Consider the following 25,144-nt stretch of genomic DNA (forward strand, 5'->3'; position numbering starts at 1 on the left):
CGTGACCACGAGCCAAGAGGGCTCACTGCATCTCGGTCTGGATGCCACCGGCACCAAGGCCGAGTTGACGGCGGCAGAGGGATACAGGTCGGATCTCGTCCAACTGGCTGCCCGGTTCCGTACGGGTCGACAGCCAGCACCGCTGATTGTCACCGTGGAGTTGGACGACTTCCTCTCTAGTATCGGTGTCATCAGCCAATGGCCGGACCATCAGGGCGTGAAGTGGGACGCCGATCTCCAGAAGCTCGTCACATCCAGCCTTCGCGATGCCGAGACTGTCCGGAAGCAGCTGAGCGTATCCGATTCAGCCGCGCTGGAGCTGGCTGCCGACGACGTGCCGACGCTGCTCGGTTCCGAATGGCAGGGCCCGCTCACCGAGTTCCAGCGACGGGACATCGCCAAGCTCCTCTCGCTTGGTCACGGAGCGAACTTCAGCGTGCCCGGTGCCGGCAAGACCCGCGTCGCCCTAGCCGTCTACGCTGCCGCGCGTGAACGAGGCGACGTACGGCGCCTGTTGGTCGTCAGCCCTAAATCTGCGTACGAGTCCTGGGTGTACGAGACCGGTGTCTGCTTCGAGAACCCCCTCCGCTCGCACATCTTGGAAGCCGGCCGGGACCCGTGGGCAGAGGTACTGATCGTCAACTACGAGCGGCTCAACCGCGAACTAGCCTTCCTGGTTTCATGGCTGAAAGCCGAACCCTCCATGCTCCTGCTGGACGAGGCACACAGGATGAAGCTCGGCAAGCGGGGCACATATGGGGCTGCATGCATGGCTCTCGGCCCGCGGGCCAACAGGCGGCTGATCCTCACCGGTACCCCAGCTCCCAATGGCGCGAAGGACTTGGAGAACCTCCTCGGTTTCGTCTGGCCGGGCCACGGTCAGCGAACCGTCGTGCAGGCGGTTGCCGGTGGCGACCTCAGCCACGCAAGTGCCACACTGCGCCCGCTCTTTACCCGGACAACGAAGCAGGAGCTGGCCCTCCCGCCAGTCACTGCACGCGTGGTCCGGGTGCCCTTGGCGCCACTGCACTCGGAGATCTACGGCGCACTGGTCGGCAACTTCTCGGCCCGCGCGTCGGCTGTCGCTGACGACTTCAACGCTCTGGGCAAGTCCGCTCTGCGCTTGCTCATGGCAGCCACCAACCCGGCGCTGCTGCTGGAAGGAGCGAGCAAGTACGAGCCCGTCGAGTACCGGCTGCCCCCTCTTGAAGTTCCCCAGGACCAGTCTCTGTACGACCACTTGAGGAACCTGTCCGACTACGAGCTGTCGCCCAAGTACGCCGAGGCGTCGACCATCGTGGCCGCCAACGCTGAACAAGGACGTAAGACGCTGGTGTGGACGACGTTCGTGCGGAGTCTTACCTCGCTGGCCAAGTTGCTGGAGAACTTCAACCCCGCGGTGGTTCATGGCGGAACCCCGGACAGGGAGGAGGAACTCCGGCGTTTCCGTGATGACCCGGACTGCATGGTCCTTGTCTCGAACCCCGCAACTCTCGGTGAGGGCATCAGCCTTCACCAGGTCTGCCATGACGCTGTGTACGTGGACCGGGACTTCATGGCTGGCCGGTACCTGCAGAGCCTGGACCGTATCCACCGGCTTGGTCTCGCCGGAGATGAAGAGACCCGAGTGACTGTCCTGGCTGCGGATCAGACCATTGATGAGGTCGTCGAAGCCCGGCTCCACGACAAACTGGACTTCATGGCTCGGGTGCTGGACGACCCTTCGGTCCAGCAGCTTGCGGACCTCCAGGACGCGCCTCCCGCAGTCGGCGGCCTTGATGCTGTTGATGCTCACGCTGTCTTGCAGCACATCAGGCAGATATAGACGCTCCGATGCCCCGTGCTGCAGCGAGCTTGTCTGCCCTGCTCGCGGCAGCGCTTTGGTGAGCTGCGACAATCCTGTTACTGAGCAGGGAAATTGAGGTGGCGAAGACTGTCGCTTCTCGGTAACTCTGCGAGACTGAGGTCTCTTTGAGCCACCCCGGGAGGACCACGCCGATGGGCGCGAGTAGCCATGAGCCAAGTGAGCAGCTGACCTCGCTCGAGATCTGCGCAGGGGCGGGCGGACAGGCGATTGGGCTTGAACAGGCCGGTTTCCGGCACCTCGCGCTGGTGGAGTACGACAAGTATGCGGCCGCCACACTGCAGAAGAACATGGAGCGGGAGCACGGCCCGGATGGCCCGGAGGTGTTCGGTGAGGACGTCCTCGAGTTTAACCACGACCGCGCGCTAAAGGCGTTGGGTGGCGAATCCCTGAAGCCCGGTCAGCTTGACCTGTTGGCTGGCGGCGTGCCTTGCCCACCATTTTCCAAAGCAGGACAGCAACTTGGGGAAGATGACGAGCGAGACCTCTTTCCCAGGATGCTTCAGCTGGTCTCTTCGCTGAAGCCAAAAGCCGTCATGATCGAGAACGTTCGCGGGATCATGGACGCGAAATTCGAGATGTACCGGAAGTCCATCGTAGAGCACCTAGTTGACGAGGGTTATCGGTTCTGCGGTTGGCGGATCTTGGAAGCACATAACTTTGATGTACCTCAACTCAGACCGCGGGCAGTCCTGATCGCCATCCAGGACAAGTATTGCGTGAGAGCTGGCCTAGAAGACGGGAAATTCCCCTGGCCGACGGAAATGGGCAGTACGCGGAACACTGTTTTTGACGCGCTGAAATCCTCCATGGAAGATCGCCGGAAGGCGCTCACGCAGAGGTTCCCCAGCCTCGCCGACAGGATCGACGAAGCGTATGCCAGGTGGCACCAGAGGGCGCAGCAGAACGGCGCCGTCGCGCCGACCCTGGTAGGCGGCTCAAGGAAGCACGGAGGAGCTGATCTGGGGCCGAGTCGCGCGAAGAAGCAGTGGGAGTCCCTGGGCGTCAACGCTCACGGAGTCGCGAACGAGGCAGCTGAAAGCACAGACCCCGAAAGGGACTTCCTGCGCGCAGCAGGTCCGATGCTCACGGTCGGCCAAGCCGCGAAAATTCAAGGTTTCCCGGAGGGCTGGGAGTTCGTAGGAGGAAAGACGGCTAGGTACCGACAGGTTGGCAATGCCTTTCCCCCGCCGGTCGCGAGGGCCATTGGTCTTGTCATCGCTTCTGTCCTCAGACCAGAACTCAAGGAAAACCTGCTGGACGACCTGCAAACTGAGTATTTCGCCCCGCAGTCAGAACCCGAGCACTTTCAAACCACATTGAAATTCGCGGCGGCTCTCTCAGACTCCTCGGTCAGCCCGGCGCCGACGGACGACCGTAGCGATCTCGTTGGCGCAGACCTCTGAGGCTTCGTGCTCCCAGAACCGCAGAACTAGCCAACCTGCTTCGCTGAGCCGCTTGTCGGTGTCCCGGTCGCGCCCCACATTCCGCAGGACTTTCTCGGACCAGTACCCGGAGTTGGTCTTCGGCGGTACGTAATGCTCAGGGCAGCCGTGCCAGTAGCAGCCGTCGATGAAGACAGCCACCTTCGTCGGCCGGAAGACCATGTCGGCGGTCCGGCGCAGACCTGTCAGCGGTCTCGCGCTCACCCGGTATCGCAAGCCCTGTGCGTGGACGAGTCGGCGAATCTGCTGCTCGGGCTTTGTGTCCCGGCTGCGGATCGCCTGCATGTTCCGGCGGCGGGCGGCCGACGAAGCCCACGATCCCTCCGGGGGGACCCAGTCTTCTGCGCCCTTCTCTGTGGCCATGACTCGTAGATATCAGTCGTCGGGTGGTGTGCCAGAGCGTACCGCCTGGCGGAAGCTCTCTTCGAACGTGCTCATGACGCGGAGGAGAGGTGGCAGGCGAGCGAGTGTGTCTTCACCACCCGGAACGGGCGGCCGGTCGAGCTACGAAACGTCTACCGATCCTTCACCCGGGTCGCCAAGGATGCGGGCCTTCGTGTCGTGCGCCTGCATGGTGCACGGCACGGGTGCGCGACGCTGCCTCCCACTGGGCGCCACTGGTGCGTCAGATCTGGATGTCAAAGGCCCCGGACCAAGATCGGTCCGGGGCCTTTTCGCTGGTGCCCCCGGCAGGATTCGAACCTGCGACACCCGCTTTAGGAGAGCGGTGCTCTATCCCCTGAGCTACGGAGGCGGGGCTGTCGGAGAACGCGCCCGGAGCCGCTCCGCGATGGGCGACCCGGCCGGATTCCCGGCAGTGTCATGGCGGTCGCCGACAGCGAAGCCCGCGCCACCGCCGACAGTGTAGCGGGTGGTGATCCGGGGTCTGCAGCTTGCCGGTTGGCCCTGCCTGACCAGCGGGACAGGGCGCCCGGCGTCCCCCTGCTCGTGGCAGGGGAGGGCGGCAATGCCGCTTCGGGCTCCTCCGCGATTCCGGTCTCCCCGCGATACAGCCCGCCCACGGTCAGCCCTCGTAACGCCGGCCAGCCCTCGTGCCCACGCTCAGCCCTCCTGCCCCCGCTCAGTTCCCGTATCCCCGCTCAGTTCTCGTACTGGTTGTGCGGGGCCTTCACCGGCCTGGCCCGGCTGACGTCGATGAACGGGATGGCGCCGTCGTTGACCGGGTCCTTCGCCTTCTTCTTGCTGTACGTCCCCGTGATCTCGAGCCACGCGTCCGGCTGCAGCGTCGGCGGGACCCGCCCGGAGAGGCCGACCTTGACCGGCTGGGCGTCGGCGGCGCAGCAGTTGAGGCTCATGCGGCTGAGGTACGGGGCGCCGCTGTCGCCGAGGGTGATGAAGCCCGTGAGTTTGATCTTCCGGTCGTCGAGTGAGCGTCCGTGGTCGAAGACCGCGCGGCCCGCGTAGTCGAGGACGCTGAGCCGGAGGGGGTCGCCGGCCGGCAGGGTGGGGAAGCCGGGCGGTCGTTGCAGGGCCGTGCCGGTGCGGCCGGCGCTGTAGGAGCCCGGTGGCGGCGGGGCGACCAGGATCAGCGCGAGTACGGGGAGGGCGAGGAACCAGGCGATCCTCGGTTCGTGGTGGGTGTGGCCGCCGGAGTCGCCGTGCTCGGACGCGGATCGGTTCGCCGCACCCTCGCGCGGCCGTCTCACTTCGTACCAGACGGTCGCCACAGCCGCGGTGATGAGGACGACGCCGGCCACGAGCAGGAACGGGCGCAGCCCGGCCTTGACGTAGCGCAGGTAGAGGTCGGTGAAGCTCGCCCGAATCACCGTCCCGCCGATGAGGAACAGCACCACCGCCTGCGCCTGACGCTTCACAGCAGCACCGCCCCGACGAGGGCCGATGTCAGTACGGCCAGGGCGAAGGTGACCGGAGCGAACCGCAGCGCGAACCCTCTGCCGAATGTTGCCGCCTGCATGGCGAAGAGCTTGAGGTCGATCATCGGCCCGACGACGAGGAACGCCAGCCGGGCGGTGAGCGAGAACTGGGTCAGGGATGCGGCCACGAACGCGTCGGCCTCGGAACAGATCGACAGCAGCACCGCGAGGATCCCCAGGACCAGGATCGACACGACCGGGTTGTCTGCGGCGAGGCGCAGCCAGCTCTCCGGTACGACGGCTTTGAGGGTGGCCGCGGCCATCGCGCCGACGACGAGGAAGCCGCCTGCGTGCATCACGTCGTGCCGTACGGATCCCCAGAACGCCGCCCCCTTGCCGAGGCCTTCGAACGACGGACGGGCAGGCGGGCGCAGCCAGTCGGAGCGGCCGAGCCGGTGCCACAGCCAGCCCATCGCGCAGGCCACGACCAGACTCGCCACGAACCGCGCGAGCACCATCTGCGGATCGTCGGGGAACGCGACGGCGGTGGCCGTCAGCACGATCGGGTTGATCGCCGGGGCGGACAGGAGGAACGCGAACGCCGCGGCGGGGGTGACGCCGCGGCGTACGAGCGCTCCGGCCACCGGCACCGAGGCGCATTCGCAGCCGGGGAGGACCACTCCGGCCATGCCCGCCACCGGCACCGCGAGTGTGGGCCGTTTCGGCAGCGCCCGGGCGAAGAACGACGGCGGGACGAACACGGCTATGAGCGCCGACAGCAGTACGCCGAGCACCAGGAAGGGCAGGGCCTGGATGAACACCGCGACGAACACCGTCATCCAGTTCTGCATCAACGGCAGGGACAGGGCCCGGCGGATCGGCGTCTGGAACACGGCCACCAGCAGCAGGAGCGCGATCATCAGCACGAGGGACGAGTTGGCCTGCCGGCCTTGCGGACCGTCCGCTTCGCGATCGCCGGCCCGGGGCGGCGCTTCGGTGGTGGGCACGGTTGGGGTACCTCCGGTGTTGCGTGCGGGCCGTCGCGGCCGACGGTGTGCGGCACCGCCGGTCAGAGTAGCGGGCGTGTCCGCGCGTGTGTCCTGAATCCGCTGGCCGCACGGGTCCGGGGGGTGGGGGAGCACTGTGATCGTGTACGGGTCCTCGCTGAGCCCGCGCCGCAGCCTTCCCGCCCGTTGACGTGCCCTTACGCTCGCCCGGTGCGCGGCGGCTGCCGGGCTCACCCGGCGTGGTGGCGACCGGCGACCGTCAGGGATTCGGGTGAGCGTGGGCCGGTCCCTCGGCACGGGTCCGGCGGCCCGACCCGCGCACTCATCGCTCGGAAGCACGACGGGAGTTCTCAGTGTCCAGCTCCATCCGTCCGTGGTCCGGACCCTCCTTCCGGCACCGGGTTCGAGACTGGCTCCTCGAGGGACGAGCCGACAGCGCCAGGCAGCAGCCCGGCCCGCACGCACAGCCGCCGGACCCGGACGGCCGCCACAGCTGGTGGAAGGTCATGTGCCTCACCGGGGTGGACTACTTCTCCACCCTCGGCTATCAGCCGGGCATCGCCGCCCTGGCGGCGGGAGTGCTGTCTCCGGTGGCGACCGTGGTGCTGGTCGTGGTGACTCTCGCCGGAGCGCTGCCGGTGTACCGGCGAGTGGCGGAGGAGAGTCCGCACGGTCAGGGGTCGATCGCCATGCTGGAGAGGCTGCTGACGTTCTGGCGGGGCAAGGTGTTCGTCCTGGTGCTGCTGGGGTTCGCCGCGACCGACTTCCTGATCACCATCACGCTGTCCGCGGCGGACGCCACCGCTCACGTGGTGGAGAACCCGGCCGTGGCCCACGTGCTGCACGGTCACGAGGTGGTCATCACGCTGCTGTTGATCGCGTTTCTGGGGGCGGTGTTCCTCAAGGGGTTCACGGAGGCGGTGGGGATCGCGGTCGTGCTCGTCGGTGTCTATCTGGCGTTGAACGTGGTCGTCGTGGCGGTGGGGCTGTGGCACGTGGGGACCGGGCCGCACGTGGTCGGCGACTGGTCACGCGCGCTGACCGCCGAGCACGGCAGTCCGCTGGCCATGGTGGGTGTGGCTCTGCTGGTCTTCCCCAAGCTGGCACTGGGTCTGTCCGGCTTCGAGACAGGCGTGGCGGTCATGCCCCACGTCGAGGGGGAGCCGGGGGACACCGAGAAGCGCCCCGTCGGGCGGATCAAGGGCGCGAAGAAGCTGCTGACCACGGCGGCGGCCATCATGAGCGTCTTCCTGATCACCAGCAGCCTGATCACGACGTGGCTCATCCCGCAGGACGCGTTCGAACCGGGCGGGGAGGCGAACGGACGGGCGCTGGCCTTCCTCGCCCACAGGTATCTGGGCAACGGGTTCGGCAGCGTCTACGACGTATCCACCATCGCCATCCTGTGGTTCGCCGGCGCCTCGGCCATGGCGGGTCTGCTCAACCTGATGCCGCGCTATCTGCCGCGGTACGGAATGGCTCCTGCCTGGGCGCGGGCCGTGCGGCCCATGGTGCTGGTCTTCATCTCCCTTGCCTTCCTGGTGACTTGGATCTTCGACGCCGACGTGAACGCGCAGGGCGGCGCGTACGCGACCGGTGTCCTGGTGCTCATCACCTCGGCGGCGATCGCCGTGACGATCGCGGCGCGGCGGGCGGGCCAGCGCGGCTGGACGATCGGCTTCGGGCTGATCTCGGCGGTCTTCCTCTACACGACGGGCGACAACATCGTGGCGCGGCCCGACGGCGTGCAGATCGGCGCCTGCTTCATCGCCGGGATCATCGCGGTGTCGCTGCTGTCCCGGATCTGGCGGGCCTTCGAACTCCGGGTCAGCAGCGTGACCCTGGACCCGGTGGCCGAGAGCTTCGTGAGGGACGTCGCCCACCGGAGGATCCGGTTCATCGCGAACGAGCCCGATGCGCGTGACGAGGCGGAGTACCAGGACAAGCTGCACCAGATCCGGGCCGACAACGACATCCCGTCCGAGGAGGACCTCATCTTCGTCGAGGTCACGGTGCGCGACGCCTCGGAGTTCGAGTCGGAACTGACCGTCAACGGGGCGGTGCTGCACGGCCGTTACCGCGTACTGACCCTTGAGAGCTCGACGGTGCCCAACGCGCTCGCCGCGCTGCTCCTGCACGTACGGGACACGACGGGCCGGCGCCCGCACATCTACTTCGAGTGGACCGAGGGCAGCCCCCTTTCCCACTTCGTGAGGTTCTTCTTCTTCGGGCAGGGGGAGGTCGCGCCGGTCACGCGCGAGGTGCTGCGGGAGGCCGAAGCGGACCGGGCCCGTCGACCGCACGTGCACGTCGGCTGAGGCCGCGCGCCGTGGGGAGCCGCGCCCCTCGCCCTCGGCAGGGTGCGAGTCCTCCCGTACGGGCGCCACTTGAGCGTCAGATCGCCAACTCTCCATGGGGTCGAGGGTGTCGGGGAGGAAGACGATTGGACATGTATGCGAGAGGAAAGGCGATTCAGGCTCTCGTTTGATCTCCCTAGGGTTGAGAACGTCAATCCGAACCACAAGGGAGATCCTTCGTGCGTGCAGTTGTCCAGAACTCCTTCGGCGGCCCCGAGATACTCGAGCTCGTGGAGACCGAGCGGCCCGAGCCGCTGCATGGAGAGGTGCTCGTCCGGGTCCACGCGAGCGCCCTGAACCCCGTCGACGCGGCCGTGAGATCCGGTGCGTTCCCGCTGCTGGGCGAGCCGCCCTTCGGCGTCGGCTGGGACATCTCCGGAGTCGTCGAACAGGCCGCTCCCGGGGCCCGGTTCAAGGTCGGCGACGAGGTGTACGGGATGCCGTTCTTCCCTCGGGCCGCAAACGGCTATGCCGAGTATGTCGCCGCGCCTTCCCGGCAGTTGGCCGGTAAGCCGGCCTCGATCGACCACGTGCATGCCGCGGCTCTGCCGCTCGCCGCCCTTACCGCCTGGCAGGGCCTGGTGGGGCTCGCCCGACTGGCGGACGGCGAGCAGGTCCTGATCCACCGCGCCGCGGGCGGTGTCGGCCATCTCGCGGTTCAGATCGCGAAGGCCCGCGGCGCTCACGTGACCGCGCTGGCGAGCGCGGCCAGGCATGAATTCGTGCGCGGTCTGGGGGCCGATGAGGTGATCGACTATCAGACCACCGACTTCACCCAGGCCGTACGGGACGTCGACGTGGTCTTCGACTCCACGTCCCAGGGCGTCCGTTCACTGGAGGTGCTGCGCCACGGCGGCACGCTCGTCAGCATCACGGAGCACCGGGACGACGAACTCGCCGCGAAGACCGAGAAGTTGGGGTACCGCTTCGCCGGGGTGTCCGTCGAGCCGGACTACGCCTCGCTGGAAGTGATCGCCGAGCTGGTGGACACCGGCCGGATCACCCCGCACGTCGAGTCGACGTTCGAGCTGGCCGAGGCCGGCAAGGGACATGAGCTGATCGAGTCGGGGCGCGTGCAGGGCAAGGTGGTGCTGACGGTCGTGTGACCGGCCGGCCCGGAACGCCCGCGAGGCGGCCCGTATCGTGGCGGCCGAGGAGTGAGGGGTGGGGCATTGGACATCCTGACCGAGGCGCTGAACTCGATGCGGACGGGGCATCCGGCTTCCGTCCGCACCGACGGCCGCGCGCCGTGGGGGCTTCGCCTCCCACCGGTCGCGGGGGCGGGATTCCACGTGGTGCTGTACGGCACCTGCTGGCTGATTCCACTGGGGGACGCGTCACCGGAGCCGATCGCCCTGAGTACCGGTGACGTGGTCTTCCTGCGCGACGGCCGCGGCCACATCCTCGCCGACCACCCCTCCTCACCGGCCGTGGAGCCGAAGCCCGAGCACTTCCACTCCGGTTCGCCGATCGGGACGCTCTCGCTGGGCGGCGACGGCCCCCGGACCAGCCTGCTGTGCGGCAACTACCACCTCGATCAGGGGCGCGCGCACCCGCTCGTCCGGCAGCTGCCTGCGGTGATCCACCTCTCCACCCGGCACGGCCGCCACCCCGAACTGAGTGCCGCGGTCCAACTCCTGGGCGCGGAACTGGAGAATCCGCGGATCGGCTCGGACGGCATCGTGCCGACGCTGATCGACTCGCTGCTGCTGTACATCCTGCGGGCCTGGCTGGAGTCCCAGCCTCCGGCGAACGCCGAGGGCTGGGCCTCTGCCCTCGGCGACACCGCGGTCGCGCCCGCGCTCACGGCCATTCACGCGGACCCCTCGGCTGTGTGGACCGTCGAGTCACTGGCCGCGAAGGCCGGGCTCTCCCGTGCTGCGTTCGCCCGCCGGTTCACCGCTCTCGTCGGCGAACCGCCCATGGCCTATCTGACGCGCTGGCGCATGACCACCGCAGCCAAGCGCCTGCGTGAATCCGACGTCCCTCTGGCCACCGTCGCCGTCCACGCGGGATACCGCTCGGAGTTCGCCTTCGCCAAGGCGTTCAAGCGGGAGTACGGCCTGGCCCCGGGCGCCTACCGCCGTGAGGCCCGCGCCGCCTGACCATTGCCTTCCGGGCCTCGCACGCTCAGCGCGTCTGCACGCCTCCCACGCTCTGCACGCCTCCCACGACGCGCCTCACAACTTCGCCCGCCGCGCCTCGGACGAGGTCACGGGCGAACCCTCGGTCACTCCGTGCAGGATGTGGGCGAGGACCTCGACGCCGCGCACCACCCTGGGGCCGGGCCGGTTGAAGTACGCGGGTCCGTCCACGACCCAGACCTGTCCCTCCCGTACGGCGGGCAGCTCGTCCCAGCCGGGCAGCCCGGTCAGCAACTCCTGCTCCGCCTCCGTACGTTCGGGGTCGAGCCCGCAGGGCATCAGCAGCACGACGTCGGGTTTCACGGACCGTACGGTCTCCCATTCGACCGGCACCGTGTGCTCGCCCGCCTCGGCGAGAAGCGGCTCACCGCCCGCGATCCTGACCTGCTCGGGGACCCAGTGGCCGGCGGGCCACAGCGGGTCGAGCCATTCGATCGCGGCCACGCGTGGACGCGGCAGGCCCCGGGTGGCCGAGCGGACCGCGTCGAGCCGGGTGCGCAGGGCGGCGACGCTCTCCGATCCCCTTGTGGGCACGCCCAGTTCGTCGCCGACGCGTTCCACGCAGCCGAGGACGTCGGTCAGCGTGCGGGGCTCCAGGCTCAGCACCGTCGGACCCGTCTCCAGCGAGCGGACCGCGTTGGAGACGCTGCTGTAGGAGACGGCGCACACGTCGCACAGTTCCTGCGTCAGCACGACGTCCGGCGCCAACTCGGCCAGTTTCGCGGTGTCGAGGGCGTAGAGAGAGGAACCGCTGTGCTGGGCGCCGCCGACGGCGTCGGAGATCTCCCGGCTTCCCATCTTCTCCGCGTCGATGCCGGCCGAGGTGACGACGGGGGTGCCCTCCAGCTCACCGGGAGGCCAGTCGCACTCGTGCGTACGGCCCACGAGGTCGGCCACCAGGCCGAGTTCGGCCACGATGTCGGTGGCGGCGGGAAGGAGGGAGACGATGCGCATCCCCGAACGTTAATGCCGACCGGGGCGGGCCCGGGCTGCTCAGGACGTCGGGTTGTGGGGGGATTCGTGGAAGGCCGTGAGCAGGCGTTCCGCGGCGAGGGAAGCCGTCAACGTCCCTTCGCGGACCTGCTGTTCGAGATCCGGCCCGACTCGCTTGACCTGTGGGTGGTCGCGAAGGGAGGACAGCAGCTGGTCGCGGACCATGGACCACGTCCAGTCCACCTGCTGGTCCCGGCGCTTCGCCTCCAGGCGGTCGTTCGCGCTGAGGACCTCGCGGTGAGCTTCGAGACGTTCCCAGACGGTGTCCAGGCCCGTCTGTTCGCGCGCGCTGCAGGTGAGGACGGGCGGTGTCCACACGGCGTCCGGGGGCTGCAACATCCGCAGCGCACCGCTGAGTTCACGGGCGGCGGAGCGGGCGTCTCGTTCGTGCGGGCCGTCTGCCTTGTTGACCGCGACGAGGTCCGCGAGCTCCAGTACGCCCTTCTTGATGCCCTGGAGCTGGTCGCCCGTACGCGCCAGCGTCAGCAGCAGGAAGGAGTCGACCATGTTGGCGACGGCGGTCTCCGACTGGCCCACGCCGACGGTCTCCACCAGCACCACGTCGAAGCCGGCGGCTTCCATGACGACCATCGTCTCGCGCGTCGCGCGGGCGACGCCGCCCAGCGTTCCGGACGTCGGCGAGGGCCGTACGAACGCCGCCGGGTCCACGGCCAGCCGCTCCATGCGGGTCTTGTCACCGAGGATCGAGCCGCCGGTACGGCTGGAGGAGGGGTCGACGGCGAGGACGGCGACGCGGTGCCCGAGGCCGGTCAGCATGCTGCCGAGGGCGTCGATGAAGGTGGACTTGCCGACGCCGGGCACTCCGCTGATGCCGACCCGGCGGGCCTTCCCGGCGTACGGCAGCAGATCGATCAGCAGTCGCTGGGCGAGCTCCCGGTGGGACGCCCTGGTGGACTCGACGAGTGTGATCGCGCGGGCGATCTGCGCGCGTGAGCCGTCCAGGACGCCCTTGGCATAGCTGTCGATGTCGATCTTCGGCGGCATGGACTCACAATTCGTGGCCGAGGATCCCGGCGAGGGACTTCAGCAGATCGTACGCAGCGTCGGGGATCACGGTTCCGGGCGGGAAGACCGCGGTGGCGCCGGCCTCGTGGAGGGCGTCGACGTCCTGCGGCGGGATGACTCCGCCCACGACGATCGTGATGTCCTCCCGTCCGGCCTCGGCCAGTGCCTCGCGCAGCGCCGGTACGAGCGTGAGGTGCCCGGCGGCCAGCGAGGAGACGCCGACGATGTGGACGTCGGCCTCGACCGCCTGACGGGCCACCTCGGCCGGCGTCTGGAAGAGGGCGCCGACGTCGACGTCGAATCCCAGGTCGGCGAAGGCCGTCGCGATGACCTTCTGGCCGCGGTCGTGCCCGTCCTGGCCCATCTTGGCGACGAGGATGCGCGGACGGCGGCCCTCGGCCTCCTCGAACTTCTCGACCAGTTCGCGGGTGCGCTCGACGCCCGGTGACGTGCCTGCCTCGTCTCGGTACACGCCGGAGATCGTACGGATCTGTCCCGCGTGCCGCCCGTACTCCTTCTCCAGCGCATCCGAGATCTCGCCGACGGTGGCCTTGGCGCGGGCCGCGTCCACGGCGAGCGCCAGCAGGTTGTTCTCCAGCTCGGAGGAGCCGCCGCCCCTCTGGGCCGCTCCGTTCAGGGCGCGCAGGGCGTCCTGGCAGGCTTCCTCGTCGCGTTCCTCGCGCAGGCGCCGCAGCTTCTCGACCTGCTGGGCGCGGACCGAGGAGTTGTCGACCTTGAGCACGTCGATCTGCTCGTCGTCGTCAACGCGGTACTTGTTGACGCCGATGAGCGCCTGGCGTCCGGAGTCGATGCGGGCCTGCGTGCGGGCTGCGGCCTCCTCGACGCGGAGCTTGGGGATTCCCGCGTCGATGGCCTTGGCCATGCCGCCCGCCGCCTCGACCTCCTCGATGTGCTGCCACGCGCGGCGTGCCAGATCGTGGGTGAGGCGTTCGACGTAGGCGCTGCCGCCCCACGGGTCGATGACGCGTCCGGTGCCCGACTCCTGCTGGAGCAGCAGCTGGGTGTTGCGGGCGATGCGCGCGGAGAAGTCGGTGGGCAGCGCGAGGGCTTCGTCGAGTGCGTTGGTGTGCAGCGACTGGGTGTGGCCCTGGGTCGCGGCCATCGCCTCGACGCACGTACGGGCCACGTTGTTGTAGACGTCCTGAGCGGTCAGCGACCATCCGGAGGTCTGGCAATGAGTGCGCAGCGAGAGCGACTTGGCGTTCTTCGGGTCGAACTTCTTGACGAGCCGGGCCCACAGCAGCCGTCCCGCGCGCAGCTTCGCGATCTCCATGAAGAAGTTCATGCCGATCGCCCAGAAGAACGACAGCCGCGGTGCGAAGGCGTCCACGTCGAGACCCGCGTCGAGCCCCGCACGCAGGTACTCCACACCGTCGGCGAGGGTGTAGGCGAGCTCCAGGTCGGCTGTGGCTCCGGCCTCCTGGATGTGGTAGCCGGAAATGGAGATCGAGTTGTAGCGCGGCATCTTCTGCGAGGTGTAGGCGAAGATGTCGGAGATGATCCGCATCGAGGGCTGCGGCGGATAGATGTAGGTGTTGCGGACCATGAACTCTTTGAGGATGTCGTTCTGGATGGTCCCGGCCAGCTTCTCGGGCGGTACGCCCTGCTCCTCGGCCGCCACGATGTACAGCGCCAGTACGGGCAGCACGGCGCCGTTCATCGTCATCGACACGCTCATGCGGTCCAGCGGGATGCCGTCGAAGAGCTGCCGCATGTCGTAGATCGAGTCGATGGCGACGCCCGCCATGCCCACGTCGCCGGTCACGCGCGGATGGTCGCTGTCGTATCCGCGGTGGGTGGGCAGGTCGAAGGCGACGGAGAGGCCCTTCTGCCCGGCGGCGAGGTTGCGCCGGTAGAAGGCGTTGGACTCCTCGGCGGTGGAGAAGCCGGCGTACTGGCGGATCGTCCAGGGCTGGTTGACGTACATCGTGGGGTAGGGGCCCCGCAGGTACGGCGCGATGCCGGGATAGGTCCCGAGGAAGTCCAACCCGTCCAGGTCGCCGGAGGTGTAGAGCGGCTTGACCGCGATGCCCTCGGGCGTCTCCCAGACCAGGTCCTCGTCGGCCTTGCCGGTGCTCTCCTGGACGGCCGACTGCCATGCCGTGTGCGTCGGTTCGTCCGTTCCGGGCTCGCCGGGCCCCTCCAGGGCCACGTCCGAGAAGTCCGGGACGGCACTCTGCTGCCGTGCACCGCCCTGCATCACGCCACTCCCAATTGGTCGAGGACGGAGGAGAGTACGGCGACGGCGTCGCCGCCCGCGAAGACGAACTCCCCGACTCCGGCCCGTACAAGTGCTTCCTCTTCCGTGCCCGGCTTCCCCGCGAGGAGGATCCGGGCCGCGCCGGCCGAGGCCAGGGCGCGCGCGACGCCCTCGGCCTGCTCGGCGTACAGCTTGTCGCTGGAGCAGAGGCAGGCTGCCTTCGCTCCGCTCCGCTCGAACGCCTCCGCCGCCGAGTCCGCGTCGACCGTCTCGGGGTCGTGCACGGGCTCGATGCCGCCCGCCTGGAAGAGGTTGGAGGCGAAGCCCACGCGGGCGGTGTGCGCCGCCGCGGGCCCGAGAGCGGCGATGAAGACGCGTGGGCGGGAGCCGGTGGCCGCCAGATGCGCGTCCGAGCGTGCCCGCAGCGCTTCGAAGGCCTCGTCGCGGCGCACCCTCGGCAGTCCGCCGCCGACGGGCTCGGGCGCCGCAGGGCGGCGGACGGGCTCCTCGGCGAGATTCGGGAACTCGCTGACGCCGGTGACGGGTTCGCGACGGTGTGACAGGTCCGCTCGGCGCTCTTCCCATGAGGCGGCGAGCCTGTCGGCGACGAGACCGGAGCGCAGTGCCGCGGCCTGCCCGCCCTCCCGCTCGATCTCCTGGAAGAACTCCCAGGCGGCGTGGGCGAGTTCGTCCGTCAGCCGCTCCACGTACCAGGAGCCGCCGGCGGGGTCGATGACCTGGGCCAGGTGCGACTCCTCCAGAAGGATGGAGGAGGTGTTGCGGGCGATGCGCCGCGCGAAGCCGTCGGAGATGCCGAGCGCGTCGTCGAACGGCAGGACGGTCACCGCGTCGGCGCCGCCGACTCCCGCTCCCAGAGCGGCGATCGTGGTGCGCAGCATGTTCACCCAGGGGTCCCGCCGGGCCATCATGACGGACGAGGTCACCGCGTGCTGGCGCTGAGCCGCGGCGCGCGAGGTGACGGAGCAGACCTGCGCCACGCGGGCCCAAAGGCGGCGCGCGGCACGGAGTTTGGCGATGGTCAGGAACTGGTCGGCGGTGGCCGCGTACCGGAACTCCAGCTGGGCGCAGGCCGCTTCGGCTGTCAGCCCCTCGCCGGTCAGCTCTCGGAGGTAGGCGACGCCCGTGGCGAGCGAGGCGCCGAGCTCCTGGGCGGCCGAGGCGCCGGCCTCGTGATGGGGCAGCGCGTCGACGGTGAGCGCGCGGAGCCCGGGGTGGTCCCGGTGGCAGAGGCCCGCGAGCCGCGCCGCGCGGGCCGACTGCTCGGCGAGGTCCGTGTCGTCGCCCGTACGGGCGAGGTGGCCCAGCGGGTCCGCGCCGAGGTTGCCGAGCGCGGCGTGGGGCGGCACGGAACGCTTCTCGTAGAGGTCCAGCAACTCCCGTGCGGCGGCGTCGAATTCGGCACCCGCGTCGAGCACGACGGGCGCGAGGTCGAGGTAGACGCCTTCGAGGGCGGCGGGAACGGACTGGACGGGGACGCCGGAGGCGCCGGCCGCCAGCCACACCGAGGTGACGCCGTTCTCGAGGTCCGCGAGGACTTCCTCGTTGCACCGCGCGGGGTCCGGCCGCTGATGGCGCTGGCGCACGTCCCATCCGGTGAGCGCGTTGCCTTCAGGCTTGCCGCCGCGTACGAACGGGGTGGCGCCCGGATAGCCGGGGTCGCCCGTGAAGTCGGAGGCGGTGTAGAGAGGACGGGCGGTGAGCCCGTCCTGGAGTTCGGTGGCGAGCACGTCCTCGGCGGCGGGGCCGGAGGCCTCCGACGCGCCGGTCTTACGCAGCACACCTTCAACGAGGCGCTGCCACTCCTCGCGGCTCGCGTCGGGGAACTCGGCGGCGAGGGAGAACTCGTCGTCAGGCAGGACCGTCATGGCCCAAGGCTAGGCGAGCGGCCGCTTGGTAGGGAGCGGCAACGACTGTGACCTTGGACGCGTAAGAGGGCTGTTTCGGAGGCCGTACGACCTCCTCACCAGGCTTGTCCGCGCGAACAGGCAGGCCCGTCGCGGCAGCCCGGAGCCCCGCGTGGTGCTCTCACATCCCGGCGTCCGGCCAGCCGAAGGCGGCCTGCGTCCGCTCGGGCAGCGGACCCGCGCCGACGCCCTGGAGGTCCCGGTCGGCGACGCGCATCAACTGCCGTCCCAGCTCGGCCATCGCCCGGCTCGCGGCGAGTTCGTCGCCGATCGTCGGGATGTCCACATCCTGGGGATTGCAGCGGGCCATCCCTCGGCCCGTGTACGTGTTCGTCGCGGTCTCCAGTACGGCACGTGCCGTGGTGGTGCCCTCGTTCTCGGAGATGAAGATCCGCACGTTCCACTCGTTCATGGTCGCCATGGTGTCCTCCTTGCGGCTGCCCGGTTCTCCCGGTCGTTTCGCGGGTCTGCTCCTTCCAGGACTCCGCTCCCTCCTCAGACCTTCTCCGGGGAGAGGAGTTCGCTTTCGATACGGCGTCGCACCTGCTCGCCCAGCTCCGTCACCCGGTCGGAGAAGACCGGGTGCGGAGCGACCGGTTCGCCGATCCGCCGTGCATCGAGCGGAAGCCGGGCGAGTTCGGCGGCGAACCGCTCCTGCGCCTCGCGCAGTGCGGGACGGTCGTTGACGCGGAAGCCGTCACGCATCACCGGACGCATCAGCGGACGCACGCCCGGCGGGGGCGGCTCGTCCTTGAGCGCGATCACGTCGGAGAAGTCGTGGCCGCGGAGGATCTGCTTCTCGCCCGGCGCGGTGATCTTGTGGGAGGAGAGCTTCATGACGGGACGGCCGTCGTAGGCGACCATCTTGTACGCGGAGTCCAGGTAGGGGGCGTCCGCGGAGACGCCGACCCGCGTGCCGACGGCGAAGACGTCGATCGGCGCCTCGTCACTCACGAGGCGCTCCACACTCGTCTCGTCGAGTCCGCCGCTCGCCACGATCTGCACGTTCTGCAGCCCGGCCGAGTCGAGGATGCTCCGTGCCCTGCGCGCTTCCTTCCCCAGGTCGCCGCTGTCCAGCCGTACCGCCGAACCGGCGCCCAGACGCAGGGACTTCAGAACCCGCGCCGCGGTGCGGACGCCCTTCTCCGAGTCGTAGGTGTCCACCAGGAACGTGACAGGACCGGGATGGGCGCGGGCGAACGCGCGGAAGGCCTTCTCCTCCGACCCGAACGCCTCGATGTAGGAGTGGGCCATCGTGCCGATGGCGGGCAGGCCGAGCGAGGCGGAGGCCTCCACGTTGCTCGTCCCCGCGAAGCCCACGAGCGCACCGAGCCGCGCCACGTCGTGACCCGCCTCGGGCCCGTGCGTCCTGCGCAGGGAGAAGTCCACGACGGGGCGTCCCGCCGCGGCGATGACGCAGCGCGCCGCCTTCGAGGCGATGGCCGTCTGGAAGCTGACCAGATTGAGCACGTACGTCTCGACGAGCTGGGCCACCGGCAGGGGAGCGGTGACCTCCAGGATGGGCTCGCCGGCGAAGACGACCGTGCCCTCGGGCACCGCCCGTACCTCGCCCTCGAAGGCCGTGCCCAGCAGCGGCACGAGATCCCGGGGAGGACGCCCCAAGGCGTACGCGAAGGCCTCCACGTCCTCGGGGCCTATGCGGTAGCCGGAGAGGTAGTCCAGGGCGGACTCCAGCCCGGCCGCGACGAGGAAGCCGCGCTCGGGAGGGAGGTCGCGCACGAAGAGGCTGAACGTCGCAGGCGCCGTCATGTTCTCGCGCACGTACGACATCGCCATCGTCAGCTCGTAGAGATCTGTGGTCCTCGCATCTGACATCTGTGTGCACCTTCCGGGATCAGTCGTGCGGTACGACGGCGACGGGTGTGCGTGCGTGGTGCATGACGGCATGGGTCACCGGGCCCAGATGCGTGCCGAGCCGGGAGCGCCGGTTGCGACGGCCGACCACGAGCAGTGATGCCTGGCTCGCGCTCTCCACCAGCAGACGGGCGGGATGCCCGATCTCGGCCTCGGCGTGCACCTTGACCTCGGGGTGGCTCTCCTGCCAGGGATGCAGGGCGGCGGCCAGCGCCTCGTTCTGTGCGGCCAGCAGCTCGCCCGACATGGTGGGAGGGACGGGCAGGGGCCGCAGGCCGTACGTCTGAGGGAGGTTCCAGGCGTGCACGACGCGCAGCGCCGCGGCGTGCCGGGCGGCCGACTCGAAGGCGAACGCGAAGAGTTCGTCGCAGGGACGGCTCAGATCGACGCCGAGGACGATCTCGCCCGAAGGCGGTTCCGAGGTGGGGAAGAAGTCCTCGGCGCTCTCGAACTCCCCGCTCGGGCGGGCCCGGACGAGGACGACCGGGCATGCGGTGTGGGCGACGGTGGGCAGTGCGGTGGAGCCGACGATGAACCCGAGCACGGAGCTCAGACCGCGCGAGCCGAGGACCATGAGGTCGGTCTCGGCGGAGAAGTCGGCGAGGACGTGGGCGGGGCGGCCCGAGAGCATCTCGACGTCGGTGCGCAACTCGGGGAGGCGCTGGCCGAGTTGGTCGAGCACCTCGTTCGTGAGCGTCTGCGCCCATTCCCGTTCCACGTCGTCGTCCACGAGTGGCGTGTAGGGGTAGGCGCCTGCCTCACGGACCTGGATCAGCCTGAGCGGTACTTCACGCGCCAATGCTTCGTGCGCTGCCCAGTCGACAGCGGCGAGGCTCTCACGTGAGCCGTCGAGACCCGCGGTGACGGATCGGAACATCGCGCCTCCCTCCGCAACCTGGCCCTCCCGCCGGGTCCGTCGGGTGGCTCGCCGCGCCGGGACGGGCTCTCACGACCAGCCTCCTGCGGGCAGCGGGTGGAGCCGAGGGCCCGTGCGGGCCCGATGGGCGGGCCGAAGGTCCTCACCCTCCGGCCGTGCGGGGTCCGCAGGACCCCTGGTCGGGTCCGGGCGGCCCATGCGTGCCCGGCAGGGCCCGTACCAGGCTGGAACCGGGGACGTGTGCACCGGCCGGGTGCGGTCCACCGCACGCGGGCCGGGGCGGACGAGCCGACGGAGAAGGACCGACCCGGAGCGACGGGAGGAGACCGATCATGAAGGCGCTTGTCTTCCACGGACCGGGCAGCTGCGCCTGGGAGAACGTCGGGGAACCCGGGATCCAGGATCCCGCGGACGTGATCGTCCGGGTGGAGACGACCACCATCTGCGGCACCGACCTGCACATCCTCGACGGGGACGTGCCCGGGGTGCCACCGGGCACGGTCCTGGGGCACGAGGCCGTCGGCGAAGTCGTCGAGACCGGCAGGGAGGTACGGACGCTGCGGCCCGGGGACCGCGTGCTCGTCTCGTGCATCTCGGCGTGCGGGCGATGCCGCTACTGCCGCCAGGGTTCGTACGGGCAGTGCCGCGGCGGCGGTGGTTGGCTCCTCGGGCGTGAGATCGACGGCACGCAGGCCGAGTACGTCCGGGTCCCCTTCGCGGACCATTCGGTGAACCTGGTCCCCGGCGGTCTCGAGAGCGAGGACGCCGTGCTCTTCGCGGACGTCTATCCCACCGGCTACGAGGTCGGTGTACTGAACGGATCGGTGAAGCCGGGCGACACGGTCGTGGTGGTCGGCGCGGGTCCGGTGGGGCTCGCCGCTGTCGCCACGGCCCGCCTGTACTCGCCCGACAGGATCGTGGCGGTCGAACGGTCGCCGGGCCGGCTCGCTTCGGCGGGCGCCTTCGGCGCCGACGCGAGGGTGCTCGCATCCGACGATCCCGAACAGCTCGTCGAGGACCTGACCGACGGCCTCGGCGCCGATGTGACGATCGAGGCGGTCGGCACCCCGGAGACCTTCGAGATGTGCACGCGCATGGTGCGGCCGGGCGGTCACGTGGCCAACGTGGGTGCGCACGGCAAGCCCGCTGTGCTGCACCTCGAGGACCTGTGGCTCAAGGACCTGACGATCCGTACGGGCCTGGTCGACACCTCCTCCGCGCCGATGCTGCTCAGCATGCTGGCCGCCGGACGTCTGCCGACGTCGCCGCTGGTCACGCACGTCTTCGAGCTGGGGGCGGTGGAGGAGGCCTACGACGTCTTCGCGAGCTCGGCGGAGACGGGGGCGCTGAAGGTGGCGCTCAAGGGCGAGCAGGTCTACAGGGCGGACAGCGCCTCGCTCGTCACCATGGCGCACTGACCGTCCGGCGCACTGACCGTCCGGCGAACGACCGTCTGAAGCCCCGCCGGGCGGCTGCGGCGGGACGGCGGTGCGAGGTCGGTCACAACGGGGTCCCGGGAGGCGGCTCTGGGTACGCGGAGCGGGAACCAGAGCCCGCCCACGTACCGGGAGAAGCATCGATGGCAGAAGCAGCGGCGCCGCCGGGGCGGACACAGGCCGCGTCACCAGGTCCACTCACCCGCGCGGGGCGCTGGCTGCACCGGGCCGCCGCCGTGAACGGCCACGAGCGCCAGACTCTGACCCTCATCGGCAAGAGCACGCTCGTCGCGAGCATCGCCTGGTACCTCGCCCACGAGGTGATGAACGCGTCGACTCCCGCGTTCGCCCCGTTCTCCGCCGTGCTGATCGTGCAGGTCACCGCCTACCAGTCGGTCCTGCAAGCTCTGCGCTACGTCGGCGCCGTCTGCGTCGGCGTAGGACTCCAAGGGGCGTTCGGCGCCCTGGCCGGACCGCACCTGCTCAGCTTCGTCCTCGTGGCGCTCGCCGCCGTGGCCATCGGACGGTGGGGGCGGCTGGGCTCGCAGGGATCGCAGGTGGCCACGGCCGCGTTCTTCGCCTTCTCCACGTACGCAGCCGCGGCCAGCGAGTCCCAGGGGCTGGCGGAGCTCTGGCAGATCATCCAGCTCGTCCTCATCGGGTGCGGAGTGGGAGTGATCGTGAACGTGCTGGTGATGCCGCCGATGCGCTACCGCAATGCCGAACACGGCATCCGCCTGCTGGGCGCGGCGATGGGCGACCTGGCCCGCGACATCGCCCCCGCACTCCGCGAGGGCGAACTCGACAAGCACCACACGGCCCACTGGCGCCAACGCGCGACTTACCTCGGGCCCATGGTCTCCCAGGCGCAGGCAGCCGTACGGACCGCCTGGGAGAGCATCCGCTACCACCCGCGCCGCGTGATGCAGCGGCACCGGAAGCACCCGTCGTTCAGCGGCTACCAGGCGCTCGTCGACGCCCTGGAGAGGCTCACCTACCAGATGGCGTCGATGACCCGCAGCTTCGACCAGTGGCGCGATGCCGACGGAAGCGAGGACCACCGCGAGTTCCTGCGTGCGTACGCCGACCTCCTGGAGGGCTTCGCCGACTCCACCGACGTCATCGGCAGGCTGGATGAGGACGAGCTCCGGGAGCAGACGCGGGAGCTGCGTTCCGCCGTCGGACGCGGGCACGAGACGCGTACCCGCCTGGCCGGGTGGGCTGAGGCCGGTTCCTTGCCCGTCAGCGACCCCTCCCAGCCGTACGGGATCCTCCTGGCGGAGGCCGTGCGGCTGGTGGACGAGCTCCAGTACACGTGTGACGTGCTGGAACAGGGCGTCGACCGGTCGGCGACCGGTGGCGGCTGACGGGGAGCGCGATGCGGGCGCGGATCTGGACGTGGTTCTCGCCGGGTGCCGCGAGCGGGGGGTGTCACAGCCCCCCTGCACGGTCACCCGGGGGTGAAGCGAACCCGGAAGGGTGGCAGGAGCGATGCGCTACGAGGACTTCACCGGCCAGGTGCAGGCACGCGCCTCCCTGGGGAGCCGACAGGCGGCGGAGGCAGCCGTCCGCGCCACGCTGGAGACCGTCGCGGAGCGTGTGCCCGACGGGGTGGCCGACCATCTCGCCGCACAACTCCCGCACGAGGCGGCCGAGCCGCTGCACCGGGCTGTCGCCGTGCACGAGGCCTCACCGCACGAGAGGGCCGAGGGCCGCGTCCGCGGTGAGCCCTTCGACCTGTCCGTCTTCGCCGGACGTGTCGCCTGGCGGGCGGAGACCTCCGAGGGGGAGGCGCTGAGCCGTGCGGCAGCGGTGCTCGAAGTGCTCGACGCGGCTGTCGACCCCGAGCTCATGCGCAAGCTGGAGGCCGCCCTGCCCCCGGACATCCGTGAGGTGCTGCCGTCCGGGCGTGCGGAGAACGGGGAGCGCGGACGGCAGAGCTCCACAGCGGACGGACGAACAGGCTGACGAGCAGAGCAGTCGAGCAGAGCAGACGAAGAGCACGCCAGATCACGAGCAGCTCAGCCAGCAGCGACGAGCAGGGGAGACGACATGACCCGTGACTCCGCAACCCCCGAAGGCCGCAAGGACACCGGCGCCGGACTGCGCGTGGTGGTCGTCGGCGCCACAGGCAACGCCGGGACCAGCGTGGTGCAGGCCCTCGCCGACGACCCGCAGGTCGGCTCGATCCTCGGCATCGCCCGCCGCATCCCTCGCTGGGCGCCGGCGAAGACGACCTGGGCCGGCGTCGACATCGGGCAGGAGAGCGGACGCGATGACGACCGGGAAGACCTGCTGACCAGGCTCTTCCGGGGCGCGGACGCGGTCGTCCATCTCGCCTGGCTCTTCCAGCCGACGCACCGTCCCGTCACGACGTGGCGCACCAACGTGCTCGGCAGCCTCCGGGTCTTCCGCGCCGTCGCGGCCGCCGGAGTGCCCGCGCTGGTCCACGCCTCGTCCGTCGGCGCGTACTCACCGGGCCCCAAGGACAGCCGCGTGGACGAGAGCTGGCCGACCCACGGCTGGCCGGAGGCGGCGTACTGCCGCGAGAAGTCCTATCTCGAACGCGTCCTGGACGGCTACGAGCACGAACACCCGGACATCCGCGTCGTACGCATGCGTCCGGGCTTCCTCTTCAAGGAGGCGGCGGCGACGGAGCAGCGGCGGCTGTTCGCCGGACCGTTCCTGCCGCACCGGCTGATCCGGCCCGGTCTGGTCCCCCTCGTGCCGGATCTTCCCGGGCTGCGCTTCCAGGCTCTGCACACCGACGACGCCGCACAGGCCTTCCGGCTGGCCGTGACCAGCACGGCGCGTGGTGCCTACAACCTCGCCGCCTCACCGGTCGTCGACCCGGAGCTGCTTGCCGGGCTGCTGGACGCCCGCGTCGTGCGGATGCCGCTCAAGCCCGTGCGCGCGGCACTGGCCGCCGGATGGTACTCCCATCTGCTGCCCGCTTCGCCGCAGCTGTTCGATGCGGTGCTGCGGCTGCCGGTGATGGACGACAGCCGGGCACGCCAGGAGCTGGACTGGTCGCCGCGGTGGACGGCGGACGAGGCGGTCAGTGCCTTCCTGGCCGGCCTGCGCAAGGGGAGCGGGATGGACACTCCCACCCTGGCGCGGCGGCTGCCGCACGGCGGGCGGCTGCGGGAGCTGCGCACGGGCGTGGGCGAGCACCCCTGACGAGGAGACGGCCGCGCGCCGCCGGTGGTCCGGGGGCGCGGAAGAGTCAGAGCGGCGCGGGCCTGCCGTCCACCGGGGTGGGCCTGCGGTGGGCCAGGTAGTCGCGGACCTCGATCACGCCGGGCACGCCTTCCACGAGCCGTTCCACGATCGGCAGCAGGCCGGGGTGGTCCACGATCCCCTGAAGCATCACGCGGCCGTCCTTCACCGTGACTCTCACCTGGGAGGGGCCGAGGCCCAGCGTGCGGTCCAGGATCTCCGACACGATCTCCTCCCGTACGGCTCCGTCGGCGCGTACGAAGACCCGGAGGAGGTCGGCCCTGCTGACGAAGCCGACGAGCTGGTCGGCCTCGTCGACCACCGGGAGCCGCTTGACCCGGCGGCGTTCCATCACCCGCACCGCCTCCACGACGGTCCATCCGGGCCGGGCCGTGACCGCGGGGCTCGTCATCACCTCACCCGCTGTGGGGGCGTCGCGCATCACGTTGCCGGCGGGGCCTGGATGCGGACGGGACGGGGAGAGGGCGTTCCGCGAGTCCGGCAGATGCCGTTCGCTGCGCCGCAGGTCACCTGCCGAGACGACGCCCACCGGGCACTCGTCCTGGTCGACGACGGGGACCGCGCTGACGTGGTGCTGAGAGAGCGTTGCTGCGACCTCTTCCAGGGCGGTGCCGCGGTGGACGCGGATCCCCGGCGTCACCATCAGGTCGCCGACCTCGCGGTACCGCATCGGCCCCATCTCCCTCTCGGCCCGACCGGGTGCGAACGACCCTGCCCGGTTCCGTCCGGGCGCTTCGGTTCGTGGCTCCGGCCGGGTTCACGGTCAATCCTCCGCAGCGACGGCTGACGGGGGCAGAGGCGAAGGGACACCGGCTGCGCGGCCGACGGTACCGGCGTCCGGGGGCCGCACGGCCGGCGGCGGTGTCCGACCGGCCCCACCCGTGCCGGGCTGTGACGGG

At 70.0% G+C, this 25,144-nt stretch carries 20 protein-coding genes, 1 tRNA gene and 1 pseudogene; 10 read left to right on the forward strand and 12 right to left on the reverse strand.

What is annotated here, in order from left to right:
• Position 1: 1 nt before the first annotated feature.
• The gene (locus tag H5J26_RS04400) at positions 2 to 1,825 is read left to right on the forward strand and encodes a DEAD/DEAH box helicase (RefSeq protein WP_181764341.1); all 1,824 of its coding nucleotides are present in this window, start codon (positions 2 to 4) and stop codon (positions 1,823 to 1,825) included.
• Positions 1,826 to 1,998: 173 nt separating this feature from the next.
• Positions 1,999 to 3,270 (forward strand): DNA cytosine methyltransferase, encoded by a 1,272-nt coding sequence (locus H5J26_RS04405; RefSeq protein WP_181764342.1) that lies wholly within the window; start codon positions 1,999 to 2,001, stop codon positions 3,268 to 3,270.
• Here H5J26_RS04405 and H5J26_RS04410 read toward each other — a convergent pair.
• Positions 3,205 to 3,672, reverse strand: coding sequence for a very short patch repair endonuclease (locus H5J26_RS04410; RefSeq protein ID WP_181764343.1), 468 nt, complete (start codon positions 3,670 to 3,672; stop codon positions 3,205 to 3,207). The two genes, H5J26_RS04405 and H5J26_RS04410, sit on opposite strands and share 66 nt — an antisense overlap.
• Positions 3,673 to 3,771: 99 nt before the next feature.
• Between H5J26_RS04410 and H5J26_RS31245 the strand changes: the two are divergent.
• Positions 3,772 to 3,909, forward strand: a pseudogene (locus tag H5J26_RS31245) (site-specific integrase); the annotation flags it as partial.
• 78 nt (positions 3,910 to 3,987) lie between these two features.
• On the opposite strand, the gene H5J26_RS04415 reads toward H5J26_RS31245, so the two are convergent.
• The 3 genes from H5J26_RS04415 to H5J26_RS04425 form a co-directional block, all read right to left on the reverse strand.
• Positions 3,988 to 4,063 (reverse strand) — tRNA-Arg (locus H5J26_RS04415).
• 346 nt (positions 4,064 to 4,409) lie between these two features.
• On the reverse strand, positions 4,410 to 5,144 hold the full coding sequence (locus H5J26_RS04420; protein ID WP_181764344.1) for a TIGR03943 family putative permease subunit: 735 nt from the start codon (positions 5,142 to 5,144) through the stop codon (positions 4,410 to 4,412).
• Complete coding sequence (locus tag H5J26_RS04425) at positions 5,141 to 6,151, reverse strand: permease (protein ID WP_309237771.1); 1,011 nt, start codon at positions 6,149 to 6,151, stop codon at positions 5,141 to 5,143. The genes H5J26_RS04420 and H5J26_RS04425 overlap by 4 nt, the downstream gene beginning before the upstream one ends.
• 353 nt (positions 6,152 to 6,504) lie before the next feature.
• On the opposite strand from H5J26_RS04425, the gene H5J26_RS04430 reads away from it, so the two are divergent.
• From H5J26_RS04430 to H5J26_RS04440, 3 genes are all read left to right on the forward strand, one after another.
• A complete protein-coding gene (locus H5J26_RS04430; protein ID WP_181764345.1) occupies positions 6,505 to 8,469 on the forward strand; it encodes an APC family permease in 1,965 nt (654 codons plus the stop codon).
• Between the two features lie 218 nt (positions 8,470 to 8,687).
• Positions 8,688 to 9,614, forward strand: coding sequence for an NADP-dependent oxidoreductase (locus H5J26_RS04435; protein WP_181764346.1), 927 nt, complete (start codon positions 8,688 to 8,690; stop codon positions 9,612 to 9,614).
• A gap of 66 nt (positions 9,615 to 9,680) precedes the next feature.
• Entirely contained in the window at positions 9,681 to 10,613 is a 933-nt protein-coding gene (locus H5J26_RS04440; RefSeq protein ID WP_181764347.1) for an AraC family transcriptional regulator, read from the forward strand.
• Positions 10,614 to 10,688: 75 nt separating this feature from the next.
• On the opposite strand, the gene H5J26_RS04445 is transcribed toward H5J26_RS04440, so the two are convergent.
• The 7 genes from H5J26_RS04445 to H5J26_RS04475 all read right to left on the reverse strand — a co-directional run bounded on the left by H5J26_RS04445 (position 10,689) and on the right by H5J26_RS04475 (position 19,569).
• Complete coding sequence (locus H5J26_RS04445; RefSeq protein WP_181764348.1) at positions 10,689 to 11,606, reverse strand: cobalamin-binding protein; 918 nt, start codon at positions 11,604 to 11,606, stop codon at positions 10,689 to 10,691.
• 39 nt (positions 11,607 to 11,645) lie between these two features.
• Complete coding sequence (gene meaB / locus H5J26_RS04450) at positions 11,646 to 12,650, reverse strand: methylmalonyl Co-A mutase-associated GTPase MeaB (RefSeq protein WP_181764349.1); 1,005 nt, start codon at positions 12,648 to 12,650, stop codon at positions 11,646 to 11,648.
• Between the two features lie 4 nt (positions 12,651 to 12,654).
• Positions 12,655 to 14,892: a methylmalonyl-CoA mutase gene (scpA, locus tag H5J26_RS04455; RefSeq protein WP_181764350.1), complete on the reverse strand. Its 2,238-nt coding sequence runs from the start codon at positions 14,890 to 14,892 to the stop codon at positions 12,655 to 12,657.
• Positions 14,892 to 16,778, reverse strand: coding sequence for a methylmalonyl-CoA mutase family protein (locus tag H5J26_RS04460; RefSeq protein ID WP_181764351.1), 1,887 nt, complete (start codon positions 16,776 to 16,778; stop codon positions 14,892 to 14,894). Before H5J26_RS04460 ends, scpA begins: the two co-directional genes overlap by 1 nt.
• Before the next feature lie 160 nt (positions 16,779 to 16,938).
• Complete coding sequence (locus H5J26_RS04465; RefSeq protein WP_181764352.1) at positions 16,939 to 17,238, reverse strand: DUF1876 domain-containing protein; 300 nt, start codon at positions 17,236 to 17,238, stop codon at positions 16,939 to 16,941.
• A 74-nt stretch (positions 17,239 to 17,312) separates the two neighbouring features.
• Positions 17,313 to 18,653, reverse strand: coding sequence for a nicotinate phosphoribosyltransferase (locus H5J26_RS04470; RefSeq protein WP_181764353.1), 1,341 nt, complete (start codon positions 18,651 to 18,653; stop codon positions 17,313 to 17,315).
• Positions 18,654 to 18,672: 19 nt separating this feature from the next.
• Positions 18,673 to 19,569 carry a universal stress protein gene (locus H5J26_RS04475; protein WP_181764354.1) on the reverse strand — a complete coding sequence of 299 codons (897 nt, stop codon included), beginning with the start codon at positions 19,567 to 19,569 and terminating at the stop codon, positions 18,673 to 18,675.
• Between the two features lie 332 nt (positions 19,570 to 19,901).
• Here H5J26_RS04475 and H5J26_RS04480 point away from each other — a divergent pair, with 332 nt between their 5' ends.
• The 4 genes from H5J26_RS04480 (at position 19,902) to H5J26_RS04495 (ending at position 24,185) form a co-directional block, all read left to right on the forward strand.
• Positions 19,902 to 20,987 carry an alcohol dehydrogenase catalytic domain-containing protein gene (locus tag H5J26_RS04480; protein ID WP_181764355.1) on the forward strand — a complete coding sequence of 362 codons (1,086 nt, stop codon included), beginning with the start codon at positions 19,902 to 19,904 and terminating at the stop codon, positions 20,985 to 20,987.
• A gap of 161 nt (positions 20,988 to 21,148) precedes the next feature.
• On the forward strand, positions 21,149 to 22,372 hold the full coding sequence (locus H5J26_RS04485) for an FUSC family protein (RefSeq protein ID WP_181764356.1): 1,224 nt from the start codon (positions 21,149 to 21,151) through the stop codon (positions 22,370 to 22,372).
• Between the two features lie 124 nt (positions 22,373 to 22,496).
• Positions 22,497 to 22,973, forward strand: coding sequence for a DUF2267 domain-containing protein (locus H5J26_RS04490; RefSeq protein WP_181764357.1), 477 nt, complete (start codon positions 22,497 to 22,499; stop codon positions 22,971 to 22,973).
• A gap of 84 nt (positions 22,974 to 23,057) precedes the next feature.
• On the forward strand, positions 23,058 to 24,185 hold the full coding sequence (locus tag H5J26_RS04495) for an NAD-dependent epimerase/dehydratase family protein (RefSeq protein ID WP_181764358.1): 1,128 nt from the start codon (positions 23,058 to 23,060) through the stop codon (positions 24,183 to 24,185).
• Between the two features lie 46 nt (positions 24,186 to 24,231).
• On the opposite strand, the gene H5J26_RS04500 is transcribed toward H5J26_RS04495, so the two are convergent.
• A complete protein-coding gene (locus tag H5J26_RS04500) occupies positions 24,232 to 24,915 on the reverse strand; it encodes a CBS domain-containing protein (protein ID WP_181764359.1) in 684 nt (227 codons plus the stop codon).
• Positions 24,916 to 25,144: the final 229 nt, after the last annotated feature.

Source organism: Streptomyces albidus (ex Kaewkla and Franco 2022), from assembly GCF_013870515.1.
In the GTDB taxonomy this organism is placed as follows: Bacteria; Actinomycetota; Actinomycetes; order Streptomycetales; family Streptomycetaceae; genus Streptomyces; species Streptomyces albidus.

Coding starts and splice junctions, on each gene's coding strand:
- H5J26_RS04405 (WP_181764342.1), top strand. CDS start 1,999: ATGGGCGCGAGTAGCCATGAGCCAAGTGAGCAGCTGACCTCGCTCGAG.
- H5J26_RS04410 (WP_181764343.1), bottom strand. CDS start 3,672: ATGGCCACAGAGAAGGGCGCAGAAGACTGGGTCCCCCCGGAGGGATCG.
- H5J26_RS04445 (WP_181764348.1), bottom strand. CDS start 11,606: ATGCGCATCGTCTCCCTCCTTCCCGCCGCCACCGACATCGTGGCCGAA.
- meaB (WP_181764349.1), bottom strand. CDS start 12,650: ATGCCGCCGAAGATCGACATCGACAGCTATGCCAAGGGCGTCCTGGAC.
- scpA (WP_181764350.1), bottom strand. CDS start 14,892: ATGCAGGGCGGTGCACGGCAGCAGAGTGCCGTCCCGGACTTCTCGGAC.
- H5J26_RS04460 (WP_181764351.1), bottom strand. CDS start 16,778: ATGACGGTCCTGCCTGACGACGAGTTCTCCCTCGCCGCCGAGTTCCCC.
- H5J26_RS04465 (WP_181764352.1), bottom strand. CDS start 17,238: ATGGCGACCATGAACGAGTGGAACGTGCGGATCTTCATCTCCGAGAAC.
- H5J26_RS04470 (WP_181764353.1), bottom strand. CDS start 18,653: ATGTCAGATGCGAGGACCACAGATCTCTACGAGCTGACGATGGCGATG.
- H5J26_RS04475 (WP_181764354.1), bottom strand. CDS start 19,569: ATGTTCCGATCCGTCACCGCGGGTCTCGACGGCTCACGTGAGAGCCTC.
- H5J26_RS04480 (WP_181764355.1), top strand. CDS start 19,902: ATGAAGGCGCTTGTCTTCCACGGACCGGGCAGCTGCGCCTGGGAGAAC.
- H5J26_RS04485 (WP_181764356.1), top strand. CDS start 21,149: ATGGCAGAAGCAGCGGCGCCGCCGGGGCGGACACAGGCCGCGTCACCA.
- H5J26_RS04490 (WP_181764357.1), top strand. CDS start 22,497: ATGCGCTACGAGGACTTCACCGGCCAGGTGCAGGCACGCGCCTCCCTG.
- H5J26_RS04495 (WP_181764358.1), top strand. CDS start 23,058: ATGACCCGTGACTCCGCAACCCCCGAAGGCCGCAAGGACACCGGCGCC.
- H5J26_RS04500 (WP_181764359.1), bottom strand. CDS start 24,915: ATGCGGTACCGCGAGGTCGGCGACCTGATGGTGACGCCGGGGATCCGC.